General features: G+C 49.3%; 17 protein-coding genes, 4 tRNA genes and 1 pseudogene. 11 read left to right on the top strand and 11 right to left on the bottom strand.

Annotated elements, in window-relative coordinates:
• Positions 1–4 precede the first annotated feature (4 nt).
• Positions 5–87: transfer RNA gene (locus tag HP552_RS25975), tRNA-Leu, on the bottom strand.
• Between the two features lie 424 nt (positions 88–511).
• Here HP552_RS25975 and HP552_RS25970 point away from each other — a divergent pair.
• From HP552_RS25970 to HP552_RS25960, 3 genes are all read left to right on the top strand, one after another.
• The gene (locus HP552_RS25970) at positions 512–1,213 is read left to right on the top strand and encodes an urease accessory protein UreF (RefSeq protein ID WP_175398255.1); all 702 of its coding nucleotides are present in this window, start codon (positions 512–514) and stop codon (positions 1,211–1,213) included.
• 269 nt (positions 1,214–1,482) lie between these two features.
• Positions 1,483–1,686 (top strand): XRE family transcriptional regulator, encoded by a 204-nt coding sequence (locus tag HP552_RS25965; protein ID WP_175398254.1) that lies wholly within the window; start codon positions 1,483–1,485, stop codon positions 1,684–1,686.
• A 56-nt stretch (positions 1,687–1,742) separates the two neighbouring features.
• Complete coding sequence (locus HP552_RS25960) at positions 1,743–2,396, top strand: nitrogen regulation protein NR(II) (RefSeq protein WP_175398253.1); 654 nt, start codon at positions 1,743–1,745, stop codon at positions 2,394–2,396.
• 22 nt (positions 2,397–2,418) lie between these two features.
• Here HP552_RS25960 and urtE read toward each other — a convergent pair whose 3' ends face one another.
• From urtE to urtA, 5 genes are all read right to left on the bottom strand, one after another.
• Positions 2,419–3,114 carry an urea ABC transporter ATP-binding subunit UrtE gene (urtE, locus tag HP552_RS25955; RefSeq protein ID WP_175398252.1) on the bottom strand — a complete coding sequence of 232 codons (696 nt, stop codon included), beginning with the start codon at positions 3,112–3,114 and terminating at the stop codon, positions 2,419–2,421.
• Positions 3,092–3,901, bottom strand: a complete 810-nt coding sequence (urtD, locus tag HP552_RS25950; protein WP_175398251.1) for an urea ABC transporter ATP-binding protein UrtD — start codon at positions 3,899–3,901, stop codon at positions 3,092–3,094. The genes urtE and urtD overlap by 23 nt, the downstream gene beginning before the upstream one ends.
• The gene (gene urtC, locus HP552_RS25945; RefSeq protein WP_175398250.1) at positions 3,864–4,955 is read right to left on the bottom strand and encodes an urea ABC transporter permease subunit UrtC; all 1,092 of its coding nucleotides are present in this window, start codon (positions 4,953–4,955) and stop codon (positions 3,864–3,866) included. Before urtC ends, urtD begins: the two co-directional genes overlap by 38 nt.
• Positions 4,956–4,976: 21 nt before the next feature.
• Positions 4,977–5,882 carry an urea ABC transporter permease subunit UrtB gene (gene urtB / locus HP552_RS25940; protein WP_175398249.1) on the bottom strand — a complete coding sequence of 302 codons (906 nt, stop codon included), beginning with the start codon at positions 5,880–5,882 and terminating at the stop codon, positions 4,977–4,979.
• Between the two features lie 148 nt (positions 5,883–6,030).
• Entirely contained in the window at positions 6,031–7,281 is a 1,251-nt protein-coding gene (gene urtA, locus HP552_RS25935) for an urea ABC transporter substrate-binding protein (protein ID WP_175398248.1), read from the bottom strand.
• Positions 7,282–7,541: 260 nt separating this feature from the next.
• Between urtA and HP552_RS25930 the strand changes: the two genes are divergently transcribed.
• From HP552_RS25930 to HP552_RS25905, 6 genes are all read left to right on the top strand, one after another.
• The gene (locus tag HP552_RS25930; protein WP_175398430.1) at positions 7,542–7,844 is read left to right on the top strand and encodes an urease subunit gamma; all 303 of its coding nucleotides are present in this window, start codon (positions 7,542–7,544) and stop codon (positions 7,842–7,844) included.
• A gap of 18 nt (positions 7,845–7,862) precedes the next feature.
• Positions 7,863–8,252 (top strand): urease subunit beta, encoded by a 390-nt coding sequence (locus HP552_RS25925; RefSeq protein WP_175398247.1) that lies wholly within the window; start codon positions 7,863–7,865, stop codon positions 8,250–8,252.
• On the top strand, positions 8,249–9,967 hold the full coding sequence (gene ureC, locus HP552_RS25920; protein WP_175398246.1) for an urease subunit alpha: 1,719 nt from the start codon (positions 8,249–8,251) through the stop codon (positions 9,965–9,967). The genes HP552_RS25925 and ureC overlap by 4 nt, the downstream gene beginning before the upstream one ends.
• 320 nt (positions 9,968–10,287) lie before the next feature.
• On the top strand, positions 10,288–10,983 hold the full coding sequence (locus tag HP552_RS25915) for an urease accessory protein UreF (RefSeq protein WP_175398245.1): 696 nt from the start codon (positions 10,288–10,290) through the stop codon (positions 10,981–10,983).
• Between the two features lie 64 nt (positions 10,984–11,047).
• Positions 11,048–11,770: an urease accessory protein UreG gene (gene ureG / locus HP552_RS25910; RefSeq protein WP_175398244.1), complete on the top strand. Its 723-nt coding sequence runs from the start codon at positions 11,048–11,050 to the stop codon at positions 11,768–11,770.
• On the top strand, positions 11,685–12,647 hold the full coding sequence (locus tag HP552_RS25905; protein WP_175398243.1) for an urease accessory protein UreD: 963 nt from the start codon (positions 11,685–11,687) through the stop codon (positions 12,645–12,647). Before ureG ends, HP552_RS25905 begins: the two co-directional genes overlap by 86 nt.
• Before the next feature lie 89 nt (positions 12,648–12,736).
• Here the strand turns inward: HP552_RS25905 and HP552_RS25900 are convergent.
• The 4 genes and pseudogenes from HP552_RS25900 to HP552_RS25885 form a co-directional block, all read right to left on the bottom strand.
• Positions 12,737–13,152, bottom strand: a pseudogene (locus HP552_RS25900) (helix-turn-helix domain-containing protein).
• 217 nt (positions 13,153–13,369) lie between these two features.
• Positions 13,370–13,452 (bottom strand) — tRNA-Leu (locus tag HP552_RS25895).
• Between the two features lie 17 nt (positions 13,453–13,469).
• Positions 13,470–13,545 (bottom strand) — tRNA-Lys (locus HP552_RS25890).
• Positions 13,546–13,633: 88 nt separating this feature from the next.
• A tRNA-Glu gene (locus tag HP552_RS25885) sits at positions 13,634–13,705 on the bottom strand.
• 312 nt (positions 13,706–14,017) lie between these two features.
• On the opposite strand from HP552_RS25885, the gene HP552_RS25880 reads away from it, so the two are divergent.
• Positions 14,018–14,794 carry a DeoR/GlpR family DNA-binding transcription regulator gene (locus HP552_RS25880; protein ID WP_175398242.1) on the top strand — a complete coding sequence of 259 codons (777 nt, stop codon included), beginning with the start codon at positions 14,018–14,020 and terminating at the stop codon, positions 14,792–14,794.
• A 4-nt stretch (positions 14,795–14,798) separates the two neighbouring features.
• Positions 14,799–15,695 (top strand): Cof-type HAD-IIB family hydrolase, encoded by an 897-nt coding sequence (locus tag HP552_RS25875; protein ID WP_175398241.1) that lies wholly within the window; start codon positions 14,799–14,801, stop codon positions 15,693–15,695.
• Positions 15,696–15,726: 31 nt separating this feature from the next.
• Here HP552_RS25875 and HP552_RS25870 read toward each other — a convergent pair whose 3' ends face one another.
• Positions 15,727–16,398 carry an MgtC/SapB family protein gene (locus HP552_RS25870; RefSeq protein WP_175398240.1) on the bottom strand — a complete coding sequence of 224 codons (672 nt, stop codon included), beginning with the start codon at positions 16,396–16,398 and terminating at the stop codon, positions 15,727–15,729.
• Positions 16,399–16,446 lie beyond the last annotated feature (48 nt).

The following is a 16,446-nucleotide window of genomic DNA, read 5'->3' as shown; positions in this document are numbered from 1 at the left end:
ATGATGCGGTCGAGAGGACTCGAACCTCCACGGGCATACGCCCACTACCCCCTCAAGATAGCGTGTCTGCCATTCCACCACGACCGCATGTCGTAAATAATCGGCAACAAAAATGATTATACAGGGTTATGATATAAAAGTAAAGCACTTTCTAAAAAGTGTCATTCTCCTGTGTTTTTTCTCCAAATACCGGTTCTTATCGTCATGATCGCTTACCGATTGCATACATTAAATTTCAAATCATTTTCCATCTATATTCATGTAATTTAGCATCCCAATAAGATGATCTCTCGAGTCCCCATCCCTTTCCCTACATTTACATTACCTAAAAAGTTATGTATGTTAACATTTAAATTGTTTTAACTGAATTCCAAAGATTTTATTGACAAAATACGGATATTTATGTGAATATATATATCATATAATTCGGATTTAAAAGCATAAGAGGAACCAAAAAGGAGTATAAATGTTATTTAATATAACATTTAACGAACGTAGGAGGCGAAAGACCGTGAACCGTGGGAATAAGCTGCTCGATTATGTCAAACTGCTTGATTCCTCCATCCAGGTCGGAGGGTTTACCCATTCCTTTGGTATGGATGTGCATATCTCTGAAGGTAGTATTCGAAATGCTGCAGATCTGGAATCCTTTATGCGCTGCCAGCTGCACCCCAGCATTGTTCGACTTGAAGGTATGGCAATCAAGGGCATCTACAGTGCAACAGATCATAACGACACATGGCGAACGGCTCTCATTGACAAATTGGTTCACGTTCAGCGAACTCCTGCTGATCTAAGGGATCAAGCCACCGCCATGGGCAAAAGACTGATCAAGCTGGCCCGGGCTCTTCATCCCTGGATTGAATTCAGCCAGCTCGAACACACCCTTGCCAAATACGAGTCTGTAGGCTGCCTCTCCACTGTTCACGCTTGGATCAACCACCACCTCGAAATCCCCGTCGAGGAAGCGGTCATGGGTTATTTGCACTCAGCCATGAGTGCATGTATATCCGAAGCATCTAAAGTCCTCCCTCTGGATAATGATACTACGCAGGAACTGCTGGTTCGCCTGGCCGCAGACCTGGAGCATGAATGGAATACCGTTAGCGCCTCTGCTGCGGATGGACCGGCACAGCCAACCTCAATGTCCATGAAGTCGTTGTTCCCCAGCTTCCATATGCTTGGCGCAGGGCTTCATGCCTACCGGGCCTAACCCCGTTCACCCCAAGACACTCGCTTCCTCACACTTCCTCGGACGATAAAAAAGCACGCAGCAACCTCCTTGCTGACGTGCTTTTTTTGTCATTCCCCCTAGTCTTATACACGTTTTTACGTCATTAAATGACACAAAGACACTAAAATTCATCATTTTATAATTGTTACATGACGTAATTACGTATATAATAAGATACACAGCTCGTATCTTCCATTATTTCACACAACCGGAGGCGGGTTGAATACTTCGATAAGGGGTGAACCCTTTTGAACAAAAAGAAACCCGTGACTCCGTTCGGATGGGCCATCAAACGACGCCTGACTGAGCTTCAGATGGATCAAAAAACCTTTTGTGAACAGCATGGCATCCCGCCGTACCGTTTATCCAACCTCATTCATGGCACACGAAAAGCAACCCGGTTCCGAAACCAGGTCGCAGATCTATTGCAAATTCCGGATGAACTGCGATGACACGCCATTACCATGCCGCCCCTATCCTTTAACTGATTGCCAAGGAGGGCCCATTCATGAGCTACTTTACGACTGACCTGGAAAGATTGTCCTTCCAGTCCATACGACATCAACTCATTATCGTCGACCGCAACTGGAGAATCCGCAGCTGCAATACCGCATGGCAAAATGGACTTGGGCAATTGTATTCGGAACAGAATAGATCAGACATCTACCGTTTGTCTTCCGAAACGTTTCATTATCTTCATCTGCTTCAGACATGGGCAGCTTATGAGGAGAGAACGAGAATCGAGGCAATCATCCAGCATTTTGAGAAGATTCAGCACTCCTTTGACCATTGCCATACATACGACATATCCTTGCAATTTGCGAACTTGGACATAAGGTGGTTCCGTCTAGAACTAACGCCTTTGCCCCAGTCAGATCCTTCGCTTCCAATAGAACTTGCCCTGATTGCGCACACAGACATCACGGAGCAGAAGCAGATCGAACAGCAACTGAAGCAAGCTCTGTCAGAGGTGCGCACACTACGCGGACTGCTTCCCATATGCGCGGTCTGCAAACAAATCAAGGATGAACAAGACATCTGGAATTCAGTTGAAAGTTACCTGGAGAAACACACGCACGCCGAATTTACGCACGACATCTGTCCAGACTGCATTCGACGCCTATACCCTAAGTACTCCAATATTTTGGACAAACGATCATGACCGGGACCAGACACACTCTGGTTTATACCGACAGATGGTGTTCAAATTGAGACATATCCAGTTCCTTCGGTGAACCTTGCAATGCAATTGCACCTTTGTCCATGACGTAAATATAATCCGCAGCACCGCGCACAAAGTCGATGCTCTGTTCAACGAGCAGCACCGAAATGTCGCCTTTTGCCTTGATTTGCAGGATGACCTGCCGGATATCCTCAACAATTGAAGGCTGTATGCCTTCGGTTGGTTCATCCAGCAATAACAAACCGGGCCGCGAGGCAAGCGCTCGCGCAAAGGCAAGCTGCTGCTGCTGGCCACCACTCAAATCTCCACCCTGACGTCCATACATGGTGGCAAGGACCGGGAACATCGCGAGCACATCCTCAGGGAACACCTTCACTCCCGGTGCGGCTGTCTCAAGACCGAGCAGCAGATTCTCCTTTACTGTGAGCTGCGGGAAAATCTCGCGCCCCTGAGGAACATATCCAATGCCGGCCTTGGCCCGTTTTGCCGGGTCCAAAGTGGATATATCCCGCCCTTTCCACTGAATGTTCCCCTTCCGGGTTTTGAGCAGCCCCATCAGTGTTTTCATCAGTGTTGTTTTGCCGACACCGTTACGGCCCATCAGACATACCACCTGTCCAGCCTGCACATCGAGATTCACACCACGCAGCACATTGCTTTCTCCGTAACCAGATTCAATTCGTTGCAATGACAGCATGATCATCCCTCCTTTTGCCCAAGTAGACTTCAGCTACCCGAGGATCTTCCTGTACCTCCGCCATGGTCCCTTCCTTCAGCAGCTTGCCTTCATGCATCACCGTCACCTTTGCCGCATACTCACGGACAAACTCCATGTCATGCTCCACAACCACAACCGAACGTTCCTGTGCAATGTCCTGTAACAAACGGCCCGTTTTATGCGTCTCTTCATCGGTCATTCCCGCAACCGGTTCGTCCAGCAGCAACACACGTGGTTCCTGAAGCAGCAGCATGCCAATTTCGAGCCACTGCTTCTCTCCATGAGAGAGTGCTCCCGCTCGTGTATACACACGATCCTGTAATCCGATCTGCTGAATAACCCTTTCCATCGCAGCACTTATTTTCCCATACCGCGGAATTCGAAGAGTCCGTAGAGGGGAACGCTGACTTTCCGCTGCCAAAGCCAGATTTTCCTGTACAGTCAGCCCTCCGAAGATGGACGGCGCCTGGAATTTGCGCCCCACGCCTTTCCGGACGATCTGGTGCTCTTTCAAACGTGTCAGCTCCGTGCCATCATTCAGCCGCACAGTGCCGGAGAGAGGTTTTGTTTTTCCGCAAATCACATCCAGCATTGTCGTTTTCCCCGCACCATTGGGGCCGATCAGAAAATGCAGATCATGCGCATGCAGCTTCAAGTTCATGCCTTTAACTGCAACGAATCCGCCAAAAGCCACGGTAATATCCTCAGCCAGCAACACAGATGCGGCCTCAGTAGACTTCAGGTTTTTCCTGACTGACTGGGACATGCACAACCTCTCCTCTCCGCTTCAGCAATCGAATGACATTACGATAAACTCCGACAAGTCCGTTAGGCATAAATAAAACAACTGTTACAAACAGCCCGCCCAGAACAAACAGCCAACCTTCAGGGTACGCCTCACTTATCCCCGTTTTGGCAGCGTTAAGCACAACCGCCCCGATCACAGCTCCAATCAGTGTGCCGCGACCGCCCAAGGCAACCCACAATACCATTTCAATGGAGGGGACAATCCCCATCATGGAAGGCGAGATAATACCAACCTGCAGAACAAAAAGCATACCTGCTATCCCCGCAAGTGCCCCGGAAAGGGCAAACGTTAGCGTTTTGTATCCTGCTGGATCATATCCAAGGAAACGTACCCGGTTTTCTCCGTCCCGTGAAGCTTCCAACACCTGACCAAACCGGCTGTTCACCAGTTTCCTGCACAGCAGATATGTGAGCACCAGGATCGCAAGTGTGATATAGTACAGCGCAATCGTTGTCCCTGCAGAATGCAGCGTGAAACCGAAGATCGAGTTATATCCGGTTATACCATTCGTACCACCAGTCCACTCTTGTTTGCCGATAAACAAGGTGACCGTGATGAGCACAAGCGCTTGAGTCAAAATGGTGAAATACACACCGGTAATCCGGTTACGGAACGTAAACCAACCTAAAACAAAAGCTAGTAACGCCGGAAGGGCAATGCCCAGAAATAGCGCCACCGGAAACGACCGGAACGGTTCCCAGAACCAGGGCAGACCCGTCAGACCACTCCATCCCATGAAATCAGGCAGGGAAGTACCACTGGCCTGCAGCTTCAGATACATGGCCATGGCGTAACCTCCAAGCCCAAAGAACACCCCATGTCCCAGACTAAGAACCCCACCATAACCCCAGATCAGATCAAGTCCTATCGCCAAAATGGCAAGTGCGAGGAATTTGGCCAGCAAACTAAGCCGAAATTCCGTAGAGATTAATGGGGCAAGACACATCAGGATAAGCACGACCGCCCATATGATTCTCGTTTTCAAACTGCCTGACTTCAGAAGTGCCGACATCAGATAACCCCCTTTTTCGTGTTAATCGAGACTGCGCGTCCGCATGGCAACCAGCCCGCGCGGCTTCCATTGCAGAAAAGCAACGATACATACAAACACCAGCACTTTCCCAATTGAAGCAGATGTGTAGGTTTCGAATAACGTATTGAACATGCCAATCCCAAGTGCGCCACAGACCGTTCCTACCAGTTTGCCAACCCCTCCGAGAACCACGACCATAAATGCATCTACAATATAATAGGTTCCGAGCGAAGGACCAATCGGCCCGATTAACGTCAGAGCACAGCCCGCAACCCCTGCGATTCCCGATCCGATAGCAAAGGTCATGCCATCCACCCGTCGGGTAGAAATCCCAAGACAGCCCGCCATGCTCCGATTCTGCATGACAGCCCTCATCCGTCTCCCGGAAGAAGTGCGGTATATATACAGATACATACACAGCAGAACCACTGCAACGAGTACGATGATAAAGAGTCGTTTATACGGAAATATAATGCCGTCAGAGATTGCAAGACCACCATTAAGCCAGGATGGGCTGGACACACCAACGTTTGGCGCCCCGAAAATGGTACGTGCCAGTTGCTGCAGCATCATCCCCACTCCCCATGTAGCCAGCAGACTGTCCAGAGGCCTTCCATACAAATGTCGAATCAATACCACTTCAAGCAGCCAGCCGACAAGTGCCGCCACACCAAACGCGATCGGCAGAGCCACGATAAAGTACACTTCAAACCACGCTGCCGGAGCATACGAAATGAACAGATTTTGCGTCACATATGTTGCATAGGCACCAATCATAATCAACTCACCGTGAGCCATATTGATGACATTCATGAGACCAAACGTTACCGCGAGCCCCAGCGCAATCAGCAGCAGGATCGAACTGATGCTGAGCCCATTGAACATTTGCAGAACAAACATATCCATTGCCATCCCCCTTTCCCATGCCGAAAGCCTCTCATTACAGATATAAATATCACAGAAACTCGCATTAACGCTTTAATGTAACGTTGTGAGAGGGTGTGTTGTCCCACCCTCATCCTTGAGTTCAGAAGTTTGGACATGAAGCATCGTGTCATTGACTGCTAAGAGAAGCTCCCCATTCGTAGGTTTTCAAATAAGGGTCTGGTTTGACAGGTGAACCGGAGTTCCACAATTCCTTGAACTGACCATCTTCCTGCACTTCCCCGATCCGGACGGTTTTGTAGATATGCTGATTCTCTCCGTCTACGGTCACTTTTCCTTCCGGAGCATCAAACTCCAGTCCTTTTGCCGCCTCTTTAACCTTCTCCACATCGGTTGATCCCGCTTTTTCGACAGCTGCTTTCCACAGATACACTGCTACGTATCCCGCTTCAATCGGGTCAGCCGTTACCCGGTCCGCACCATATTTTTCTTTATATTTCTCAACAAATGTTTTGTTTTCAGGAGTATCTGTTGTCTGATAGTAGTTCCATGAAGCCAGATGCCCTTTTAACACATCAGCACCAATTCCCCGAATCTCCTCTTCCGCCACACTTACCGACAGCGTCGTCATCTGCTCCGAAGTGATGCCCGCATCCTTCAGTTGTTTGAAAAAGGCTACATTACTGTCTCCGTTAAGTGTGTTGTAAACTACATCCGGCTTAGCAGCCTTGATTTTGCTAATGATGGTACTGTAATCAGTATGGCCCAGCGGCGTATATTCTTCACCAACCACCTCTCCACCTTCAGCTGCCAATTGAGCTTTGATGACCTGATTGGCTGTTTTCGGGAAAACATAGTCCGAGCCAAGCAGATAAAATTTCTTGCCTCTGTTCTCCAGCAACCAGGTTACTGACGGCACGATTTGTTGATTCGTTGTTGCTCCTGTATAAAAAATGTTGGGAGATGACTCCAGTCCTTCATATTGCACCGGATAAAATAAGAGACCTTGATTCTGTTCGAACACCGGGAGCATGGCCTTCCGACTCGCCGAGGTCCACCCGCCAAATACAGCGGCTACCTTATCCTGCTGAAGCAATTTTCCGGCCTTTTCCGCAAAAGTCGGCCAATCCGAAGCGCCGTCTTCAACGACAGGCTCGATCTGTTTACCCAGGACACCACCAGCTGCATTGATCTCTTCGATCGCAAGCATCTCGGCATCCTTGACAGACACCTCGCTGATCGCCATCGTTCCGCTTAAGGAATGAAGAATGCCTACCTTGATTGTCTCATTGGATGCAGCAGTCTCTCCCGTTCCACCGGAACCTGAAGTTTCAGGTGGTGTTCCCCCTTCTACACATCCCGTCAAAGCAATGACCGCACCGAGCAAAATACCCCATAATTTGACCGACCTCTTCTTCAATAGCCTACACTCCCTTTTTTTAGTCTATTGACGAACATTAAGGACATTTAATCCCGAAATGTTCGTTGATCCAAATTATGGAGTGTCCGACTCTCCATGTCAATAATGCTTACATAATTTTATTTCACGCCTACTCGTTTCATGCATGCTGCTAATATGTTTCAAACCGTATTGACAAAGGATTCACCCTGTGTGAGTATATTTAACATATAACACGATCCATAAAGCTATATACTCTTATGGGAAAGGTCGGATTGCCCTTGCACTGGACGGAGCAGGAAAAAGAAAAACTGCTGATTACTGTAGCCGCCAATCTCGCGCGCGAACGCAGAGGACGCGGACTTAAACTAAATGTCCCCGAAGCTATCGCCTTGTTAACCTCCGAGCTCATGGAACGAGCACGAGACGGAATGAGCGTAGCGGAATTGATGAGATATGGCGGTACTATTCTTACACGTGACGACTGCATGGCAGGGGTACCGGATATGATCCCGGAAGTGCAGGTGGAAGCCACATTTCCTGATGGGACAAAACTGGTTACCGTGCATGAACCCATACGCTGAGAAAGGCAGGAGATTGCCATGATCCCAGGTGAATATCGATTAAAACAGGATGAGATTGTCTGTCATCCTGATCGCCAAACGATACGACTCATTGTTTTGAATCGCGGAGATCGCCCTGTACAGGTCGGCTCTCATGTTCATTTCTATGAAGTGAATGCTGCGCTCGACTTCGACCGTACGGCGGCTTTCGGACATCGTCTGCATATCCCGGCAGGTACCGCAGTTCGTTTCGAGCCCGGCGAGGAGAAGCCGGTTGAACTGACCACGTTTGGCGGCAAACGTCAGATTCATGGATTTAACGGATTAACGGAAGGATCGGCTGACCAGCCGCCAGATCCGCAGAAGCTTGAAACTTTCCTGAAGGCATTCGCACCACCTCCTGTACAGGACGGAGGCGATCCATCATGAAACGCATGTCTCGCGAACAATACGCTTCCATGTTCGGACCCACCACCGGGGATGCCGTAAGGCTGGCAGATACGGAGCTCTGGGCAGAGATTGAGCACGATTACGCTGTATATGGAGATGAGAGCAAATTCGGAGGCGGAAAAGTCATTCGGGATGGCATGGGCCAGTCCGCATCGGCTCTTCGCAGCCATGGCACACCGGACACTGTGATTACCAACGCCATTATTATTGATCATTGGGGTATTGTAAAAGCGGATATCGGTATCCGCGACGGAATCATCTGTGCCATCGGCAAATCCGGCAATCCGGATACCATGGATGGGGTTGACCCCCTGCTTGTAATCGGCGCTTCCACGGAAATCATTGCCGGCGAAGGCATGATCGTAACTGCCGGCGGGATTGATACCCATATTCATTTTATTTGCCCACAGCAGATTCAAACGGCATTGTCTTCAGGCGTAACGACCATGATTGGCGGAGGCACAGGACCTGCAACAGGTACGAAAGCAACCACCTGCACACCCGGAGCCTGGCATATTCACCGCATGCTGGAGTCCGCTGAGGCTTTCCCCATGAATATCGGATATCTTGGCAAAGGCAACAGTTCGACCACAGCCCCGCTCATTGAACAGATTGAAGCTGGCGTGATCGGCTTGAAGTTGCATGAAGATTGGGGCACAACACCAAGCGCCATAGATGCCTGCCTGACTGCCGCCGGAGAACATGATATCCAGGTAGCCATTCATACCGATACCTTGAATGAGACGGGATTTTTGGAGAATACACTCGCTGCCATTAACGGCCGCACCATACACACCTATCATACCGAAGGTGCCGGGGGTGGACATGCACCGGATATCATCCGAGCTGCTGGCGAATCATACGTGATCCCCTCTTCTACCAACCCGACACGCCCATATACGCGAAATACGGTTGAAGAACATCTCGACATGTTGATGGTGTGTCATCATCTGGATCCGGCAATCCCTGAGGATGTTGCTTTTGCTGATTCCCGGATTCGTCCCGAGACGATTGCAGCTGAAGACATTTTGCACGATCTCGGTGTGTTCAGTATTATCAGTTCGGACTCCCAGGCGATGGGCCGGGTAGGCGAAGTCATTATTCGTACGTGGCAGACTGCGGACAAAATGAAGAAACAGCGCGGCAAGCTGGAATTAAAGCCAGGCTCACCATCCGACAACGATCGGATCAAGAGATATGTCGCCAAATACACCATCAATCCAGCCATCGCTCACGGAATCGGCCACCTCGTCGGCTCTGTGGAAGTGGGCAAGCTAGCTGATCTGATCGTCTGGAACCCAGCCTATTTTGGGGTTAAACCCGAAATGGTGATCAAAGGCGGCATGATTACCTTCGCCCAAATGGGTGACCCAAACGCTTCGATCCCGACACCTCAACCCGTGTTCGGCAGACCGATGTTCGGATCATATGGTGGCGCGATCGCCAAAGGATCCATCACTTTTGTCTCCCAGGCTGCGGCTGATGCCGGCATCAAGGAAACGCTTGGACTGAACAAGCGGGTGGAACCCGTCAAAGGTTGCCGCTCGGTGAGCAAAAAGGACATGATTCACAACGACGTGACACCTCATATTGAAGTGGACCCCGAAACCTATGAGGTTCGCGCTGATGGAGTATTGCTCACCTGTGAACCTGCAGAGGAGCTGCCAATGGCACAGCGTTATTTCATGTTTTGAGATCTAATATAAAATAACAAGAATATACAAGGACTGTTACACTTGCCACTACGCTGGCAGAACAACCTTCCGATCGCTGTTATCCCCAGATTTCTTTGAACCCTTTTTGATAGAGGTAGATCTTGTGATAAAGGCGAAGTCAATGCTTTCGATGCAGCTTTCTTGCAGAAAGCTTTCAGCTCCGCTTCTTCAGGTTCGTCCTGCCTCTTCGTTATCGTGTTAACTTATGTCCATCCTATATTCTCAAATTATTTTTATATTAGATTTTGATTGGGAAGAGGGAAATAAGATAGAAAAAAAAAAAAGGGAGGACACTCGTCATGATGCATAGCGGTACGAAGCTGCTTCGTTATGTTCAACTGCTCGACTCTGCCCTGCCCATTGGCGGGTTCTCCCACTCGTTTGGCCTGGAAGCATACACTCATGACGGTACCATTCGAACAACCGCCGAGCTCGAACAATTTATTCGCAGCCAGCTTCATTCCAGTCTTGTTCGGCTTGACGGGCTCGCTATTAAAGGAGTCTACCACGCATTGGAGGAACGGAATGCAGCCCTACTTGCGCTCTATGACAAGCGAGTGCATGCCCAGCGTACCCCCCGCGAAATCAGGGAAAGCGGACACAAGATGGGCAAGCGACTTCTGAAACTCGCCCGTTCTCTCTACCCTTGGATGGACTTCTCACTCATTGACGAAGCCGTGCTGGAACACGGTGCTTTTTGCGGCATAACCACCATTCATGGGTATATCAACTATCAGTTGGAGATTGGATTGGACGAGGCGGTTACCGGACATTTGTATACCTCTGTGAATGCTTATGTAAACAGTGCTTTGCGTCTCCTGCCGATCGGGCAGACCGAGGCCCAGATGCTCATACAAAAACTGTTAAACGATATCGAGTCCGAATGGATTCGGATTCGGGACCACGACCCGGAAGACATGCACAGTTTCGGTATTGCCCAGGAAATCTATGCCATGCGGCATGAAAGCTTACCTGCCCGTCTATTTATGTCCTAACAGCAATCATGATCAATATCGACTTTCTTTTAAAATAAAGAAGATAACCAAGGAGGAATTTGTTATGTGTGGAGGAGCTAATCATACGCATCATCCGGAGTGGGAACGTAAGGCATTCGATCGCAGCAGACCTATGCGAATCGGCATTGGAGGCCCGGTAGGCTCAGGTAAAACCGCTCTCGTGGAGAAGCTTTCCAAGGCACTGCGTACCCGTTATAGTCTGGCAGTCATTACCAACGACATTTATACCAAGGAAGATGCCGAGATCTTGCTGCGTCAAAATGCCCTTGCACCTGAACGCATTATCGGCGTAGAGACAGGCGGATGCCCACATACGGCCATTCGTGAGGATGCTTCGATGAATTTCGAAGCTGTGGATGAATTAGTCGAACGTTTTCCCGATCTGCAACTCATCTTCATCGAGAGTGGCGGCGATAACCTCTCTGCTGCATTCAGCCCGGAACTCGCTGATGTCTTCATTTACATCATTGACGTTGCCCAAGGGGAAAAACTGCCCCGCAAAGGCGGTCCCGGAATCACACGCTCAGATCTTCTGCTGATCAACAAGACCGACCTCGCCCCTTATGTTGGCGCAAGCCTGCAAGTCATGAAGGATGATACCGAGCGCGTACGGGAAGGACGCCCATATGTAATGTCGAACCTGATGAGCGGTGAAGGCGTATCCGAGATCGTGCACTGGCTTGAACATCAATACATGGATGACGATGCTGCCGCTGCGCATCAGCATTCACACAGCCATGACCACGGCTCAGCTCACACCCATTAATTCATCTTCCGTATTGGAAGGAACCACGACTAAGGCGGGCACTCATGCTGAAGGAGCCGTGATGCGACGCAGCGAGCTTCAAGCCACATTCGCTCTTCAAGGGGGACGCACGGTCATGACGGATCGTTTTTATAGCGCCCCTCTCCGATTTAGTCGATCCTTTCGCCCTCCGGGCGGCGGGGGTGGTTTATGCATCTACACATCCGACGTCTCCCCCGGTGTTCTTAACGGAGACCATTATCATTCCAAGTGGCATTTGGACGAAGGCACCCATGTGATGCTGAGCAGCACGTCAGCTACACGGCTCCATCCCACGCCTTCGCTTCCCTCGTCGGTTAATCATCACTTCCAGATCCAAAAGGGGGCTGTGCTTGAATATTTTCCGGAATGCGTTATTCCATTCAAAGGCAGTTCCTCTTCACTCACCGCCACCTTCCATCTGGAAGAGCAGGCCATTCTCGCTTATGCAGACGTCTGGTCAGCTGGACGGATTCACCGAGGTGAATCGTTCCAGTTCAACAAATATCGAAATTTAACCGAGATATGGCAAGGTGATCAGCTGGCAGTGTGGGATCGATTCGGCATGGAGCCGGAGAGCGATGCTCCAAAACAATCAGCTGCATTGCTGGGTTTCACCCATACTGCCGCACTCTGGATGATCGCCCCCGGGCTCGGAGCTGCAGAACTGGAACGCATCAGGTCTGCCTTGCCTCCAGACGGCCGAATGCTTGCCGGTGCCAGCTTGCTCGCCAGTGGAGGAATAGGAGTTCGTCTGCTCGGCATGGCTGCCTGGGAACTTCAGGAACAATGCCTGCAGATCTGGAATACGATTCGACCCGATTTATTAGGCAGTGAGATTCTTGCATTCCGCAAATGAACTGTGCATGGTACTAGGCACAATGGGAACAATGAAAAAACCTCTGAGCAGCTCCGGAATATATATCCGGGTTGTTCAGAGGTTTTGCATTAGACCGATTCATCTGATTCAGGTTTATGATCTTCCTTGTACCGATAGTCATCAGCATTTCTGCTCTCCTTGGACTTGCGATAGCGGGTAAATTCAATATATTCACTAATAAAAGACTGTTCCACAGTCGATAATTCACTCTCCTGGCAATCCAATTGCCGCAACACGTCAAAAAATAATCTTCCCGTTTTTCCCGCACCATCGCTTCCTTGGATGGACGCCCGATCATGAGCCAATCCAGACTCACATCAAAAAACGAAGCGATCTCAATCAGTTTATTCGTACTCGGAATAGACTTCCCGCGTTTCCAATCACCCAAATTTCCGGTGCTAATCTTCAGTTGTTGACAGAACGCTTTCTTCGTCATCCCTCGTTCGGCAATCAGGTGTTCAATTCGCTCATATATCGACTGCATACAGGACCGCCTTCCAACCGTAATAATCTAAAATTTCATCTTAAACATAACCTATCCTCGAGCAACACAATATAGATAATTATACCACAACGTCTATGAATCCTCAGCCCCTTAATCGCCAGGGTGCATTTCACTCGGCATCTCGGCATATAGCAGAATACAAAAATAGACCCTCATGGATAACCATGAGAGTCTATTTTCGATGTTGTTCATGTAATGCGGTCGAGAGGACTCGAACCTCCACGGGCGTACGCCCACTACCCCCTCAAGATAGCGTGTCTGCCATTCCACCACGACCGCATATTCAAATGTAAAAATGGTGAGCCATGAAGGGCTCGAACCTTCGACACCCTGATTAAAAGTCAGGTGCTCTACCAACTGAGCTAATGGCTCTTGCTGTAACTTCACCGATGTGCCATATCATCTCTTGTTTTAAGAACAATGACTTGCGAGGTTTCCTTATAAAAAGGTGGTGAAGATATGACCCGTAGGGGATTCGAACCCCTGTTACCTCCGTGAAAGGGAGGTGTCTTAACCCCTTGACCAACGGGCCTTATTAACAAGTTGTCTTTCTTGGCGACAAGAATGAGTATACCACAATAAAATAAAATAGTGCAACACTTTTTTTGAAATTTTTCTTTATGAGCTTTTTTCAAAAACAATGACCTTGATTGGCTGCTATATAGCCCCCCCCTTATATCGGCTATCATACCAATGTCATCAGAATGCTGACATTTTGTAAAAGAAAGAACAAACTACTTATAAAAACTTATATTCACTTACAATATTGCAAATACAATTACAAATACTTATAATTAGAATATCAGTTATTACACGGTCAATCATTAGCAAGGAGGCGGCATGTTTGTTTCAAGAAGAACGAATGCAGCTGATTATCGAACATCTTCGCAAACATAACCGAATCTCGGCCGACGAGATCGTCTCCCTCTTTGACGTCTCGCGGGATACGGCTCGCAGGGATCTAATCAAGCTGGAAGAACAGGATGCCATTATCCGCACACGCGGTGGGGCGATCCTCCCCTCTCCTCCACGTGAATATATCTCCTACAAGGATCGCCTGCTCTATGTTTCGGAAGAAAAACGGGCCATTGGGAAACTCGCTGCAGCCATGGTGCGCCAAGGCGAGAACATCATTCTGGATTCGTCCACCACGGTGCAGGCCTGTGCTGAACATCTGGATGGAAAATCCTGCACGGTCATCACCAACTCCATTCATTCTGCTGATCTTCTCTCCAATCACTCGGCTGTCCATATTCGTTTACTCGGCGGTAAAGTCGACAAGGAACAGCGTTATGTCTATGGAGCCTCGGTTATAGAGACGCTCTCCCATTACTATGTGGATAAAGCTTTTATCGGAATTGGCGGGATTACGATGGATGGATTCAGCGCTTCCGAAGAAGAAGGCAAGATTAAGCAAAAAATGATGCAGGCTGCCAAGGAGGTCATCGTGCTCGCTGACCGTTCCAAGTTTGATAAACGGTATGGCTATCGTTTTGCCGACTGGTCACTGGTGGATGTACTGATTACCGATCAATGGCCTTCAGACGATTGGCGTAACTTTCTAGCTGAACAACAGGTCGAGATTCTCATTCCTGAACCAACAGAAGATAAGGAGTTGTAAATATATGAAATTATTTGCCACGGATTTGGACGGAACACTATTGAACAGAGACAGTCAGATCAGTCCGGAAAATGCAGCTGCCATTCAGCGGGCCCAGCAAGAAGGGTTAAAGGTTACGATTGCAACAGGACGCGTCTACTCTGACGTTGTGGGTATTTGCCAGGAAGGCGGGATTAATACACCTGTCATCGGGTCAAACGGAGCTACCATTCATGATGCCGACGGGAAACGTCTGTATCATCTTCCGCTTGAACGTGAGACAGCAGCATCCGTTATGCAATGGCTGGAAGATCATGAGTGCTATTATGAAGCATCTACCCAGCAGGGGATCTACGCTCCCATTAGCAGCCACGAAGCCATGCTCGCCGAGATGGACCGGATTCTGGGCACAAGCCCTGGCGAGGATGTAGAGCGCCTGATTCGCGCCGTTAAAAAGCACTATGACAAGAAAGACTACCATCGTGTCCATTCCCATCAGGAGATTCCTGCGGAAGCCCATATCTACAATATCATGGCCTTCTCACTCGACCCAGATCAACTGCAGGAAGGAAGAGCGTACTTTGCTTCTAGATCCGATGTCGCCATGGTAGTATCCTCTGAACACAATTTCGAGATGCAGCATCCCGATGTATCCAAAGGCAATGCCTTGACCAAACTGGCGGCTCATCTCAACATACCTATGGAAGATACAGCAGCCATCGGTGACAATTTCAATGATGTTTCCATGTTGAAAATGGCAGGCCTCGGCATCGCCATGGGGAATGCCGAACCGGAAATCCAGGCACTTGCCAAGGCTATAACTTTGACCAATGTGGAGCATGGTGTCGCTCATGCCATTCACTGTGTACTGGATGGAAAACCGGTTTCCCGACCTGAAAGCATGGTTGAAGGCGGTCAATAACCCCTGCTGCTGCCAGGGAATGGTGATTATTTCACTTCAATTCTACTGTTTTTACATGTGGCACACCCTGCAATATAACGATCAATTGCTCTCCCCGGTACGAACCGGGCATCTGCACGGTGAACTCAAGCACAGTCTCCTCACCCGAGTCTGCGCTTGTTTGCCGTTCCGTTTTGAATCCGATGACCGAAATTTTCTCCTGCCCCAGCAGTGCCAATATGGCCTTCAGGCTCTCTGATTCCTGTCCCAGATGAATGGTCAGCGTTTCTGTTCTCGCCGAAACAAGCCAGCGTGTGGGCCGATGCAGCAGCATCTGAGCGAGGACAATCAGCAGGGTTACACCCGCTCCCGTCCAGTAAAGCCCAGCACCTACAGCCAGTCCCATTCCCGCCGTTGCCCAGATGCCCGCGGCTGTCGTCAATCCCCGGACCGTGTGACGCTGCGTGAAGATCATCCCGGCTCCGATGAAGCCCACCCCACTAACGACCTGGGCCGCAATTCGGGAAGGGTCCAGCGACAGATTGTCCCAGCCGGCCTGATCCTGAAATCCATATTTCGAAACAATCATCATAAGTGCTGCACCTACAGCAACCACAAAATGAGTCCGTATCCCCGCTTCTTTCATCCGGTTTTTACGTTCATACCCGATAAGTACTCCGCAAATCCCCGCTATGAGAACTCGCATTAGATATTCCATTTCCATACTCATCACCTCTCTTATGTATATGCTTACATGCATCTTTCTTTACTA

It is taken from the genome of Paenibacillus xylanilyticus, assembly GCF_013359935.1.
Lineage (GTDB): Bacteria > Bacillota > Bacilli > Paenibacillales > Paenibacillaceae > Paenibacillus > Paenibacillus xylanilyticus.
Note: the sequence above shows the minus strand (reverse complement) of the source record. Positions and strands in the feature narration are given on the sequence as shown.

Bases quoted from the DNA above. Each gene is read 5' to 3' on its own strand.
- HP552_RS25960 (WP_175398253.1), top strand. From the start codon at position 1,743: ATGAGCTACTTTACGACTGACCTGGAAAGATTGTCCTTCCAGTCCATA.
- urtE (WP_175398252.1), bottom strand. From the start codon at position 3,114: ATGCTGTCATTGCAACGAATTGAATCTGGTTACGGAGAAAGCAATGTG.
- urtD (WP_175398251.1), bottom strand. From the start codon at position 3,901: ATGTCCCAGTCAGTCAGGAAAAACCTGAAGTCTACTGAGGCCGCATCT.
- urtC (WP_175398250.1), bottom strand. From the start codon at position 4,955: ATGTCGGCACTTCTGAAGTCAGGCAGTTTGAAAACGAGAATCATATGG.
- urtB (WP_175398249.1), bottom strand. From the start codon at position 5,882: ATGGATATGTTTGTTCTGCAAATGTTCAATGGGCTCAGCATCAGTTCG.
- HP552_RS25925 (WP_175398247.1), top strand. From the start codon at position 7,863: ATGATCCCAGGTGAATATCGATTAAAACAGGATGAGATTGTCTGTCAT.
- ureC (WP_175398246.1), top strand. From the start codon at position 8,249: ATGAAACGCATGTCTCGCGAACAATACGCTTCCATGTTCGGACCCACC.
- HP552_RS25915 (WP_175398245.1), top strand. From the start codon at position 10,288: ATGATGCATAGCGGTACGAAGCTGCTTCGTTATGTTCAACTGCTCGAC.
- ureG (WP_175398244.1), top strand. From the start codon at position 11,048: ATGTGTGGAGGAGCTAATCATACGCATCATCCGGAGTGGGAACGTAAG.
- HP552_RS25875 (WP_175398241.1), top strand. From the start codon at position 14,799: ATGAAATTATTTGCCACGGATTTGGACGGAACACTATTGAACAGAGAC.
- HP552_RS25870 (WP_175398240.1), bottom strand. From the start codon at position 16,398: ATGGAAATGGAATATCTAATGCGAGTTCTCATAGCGGGGATTTGCGGA.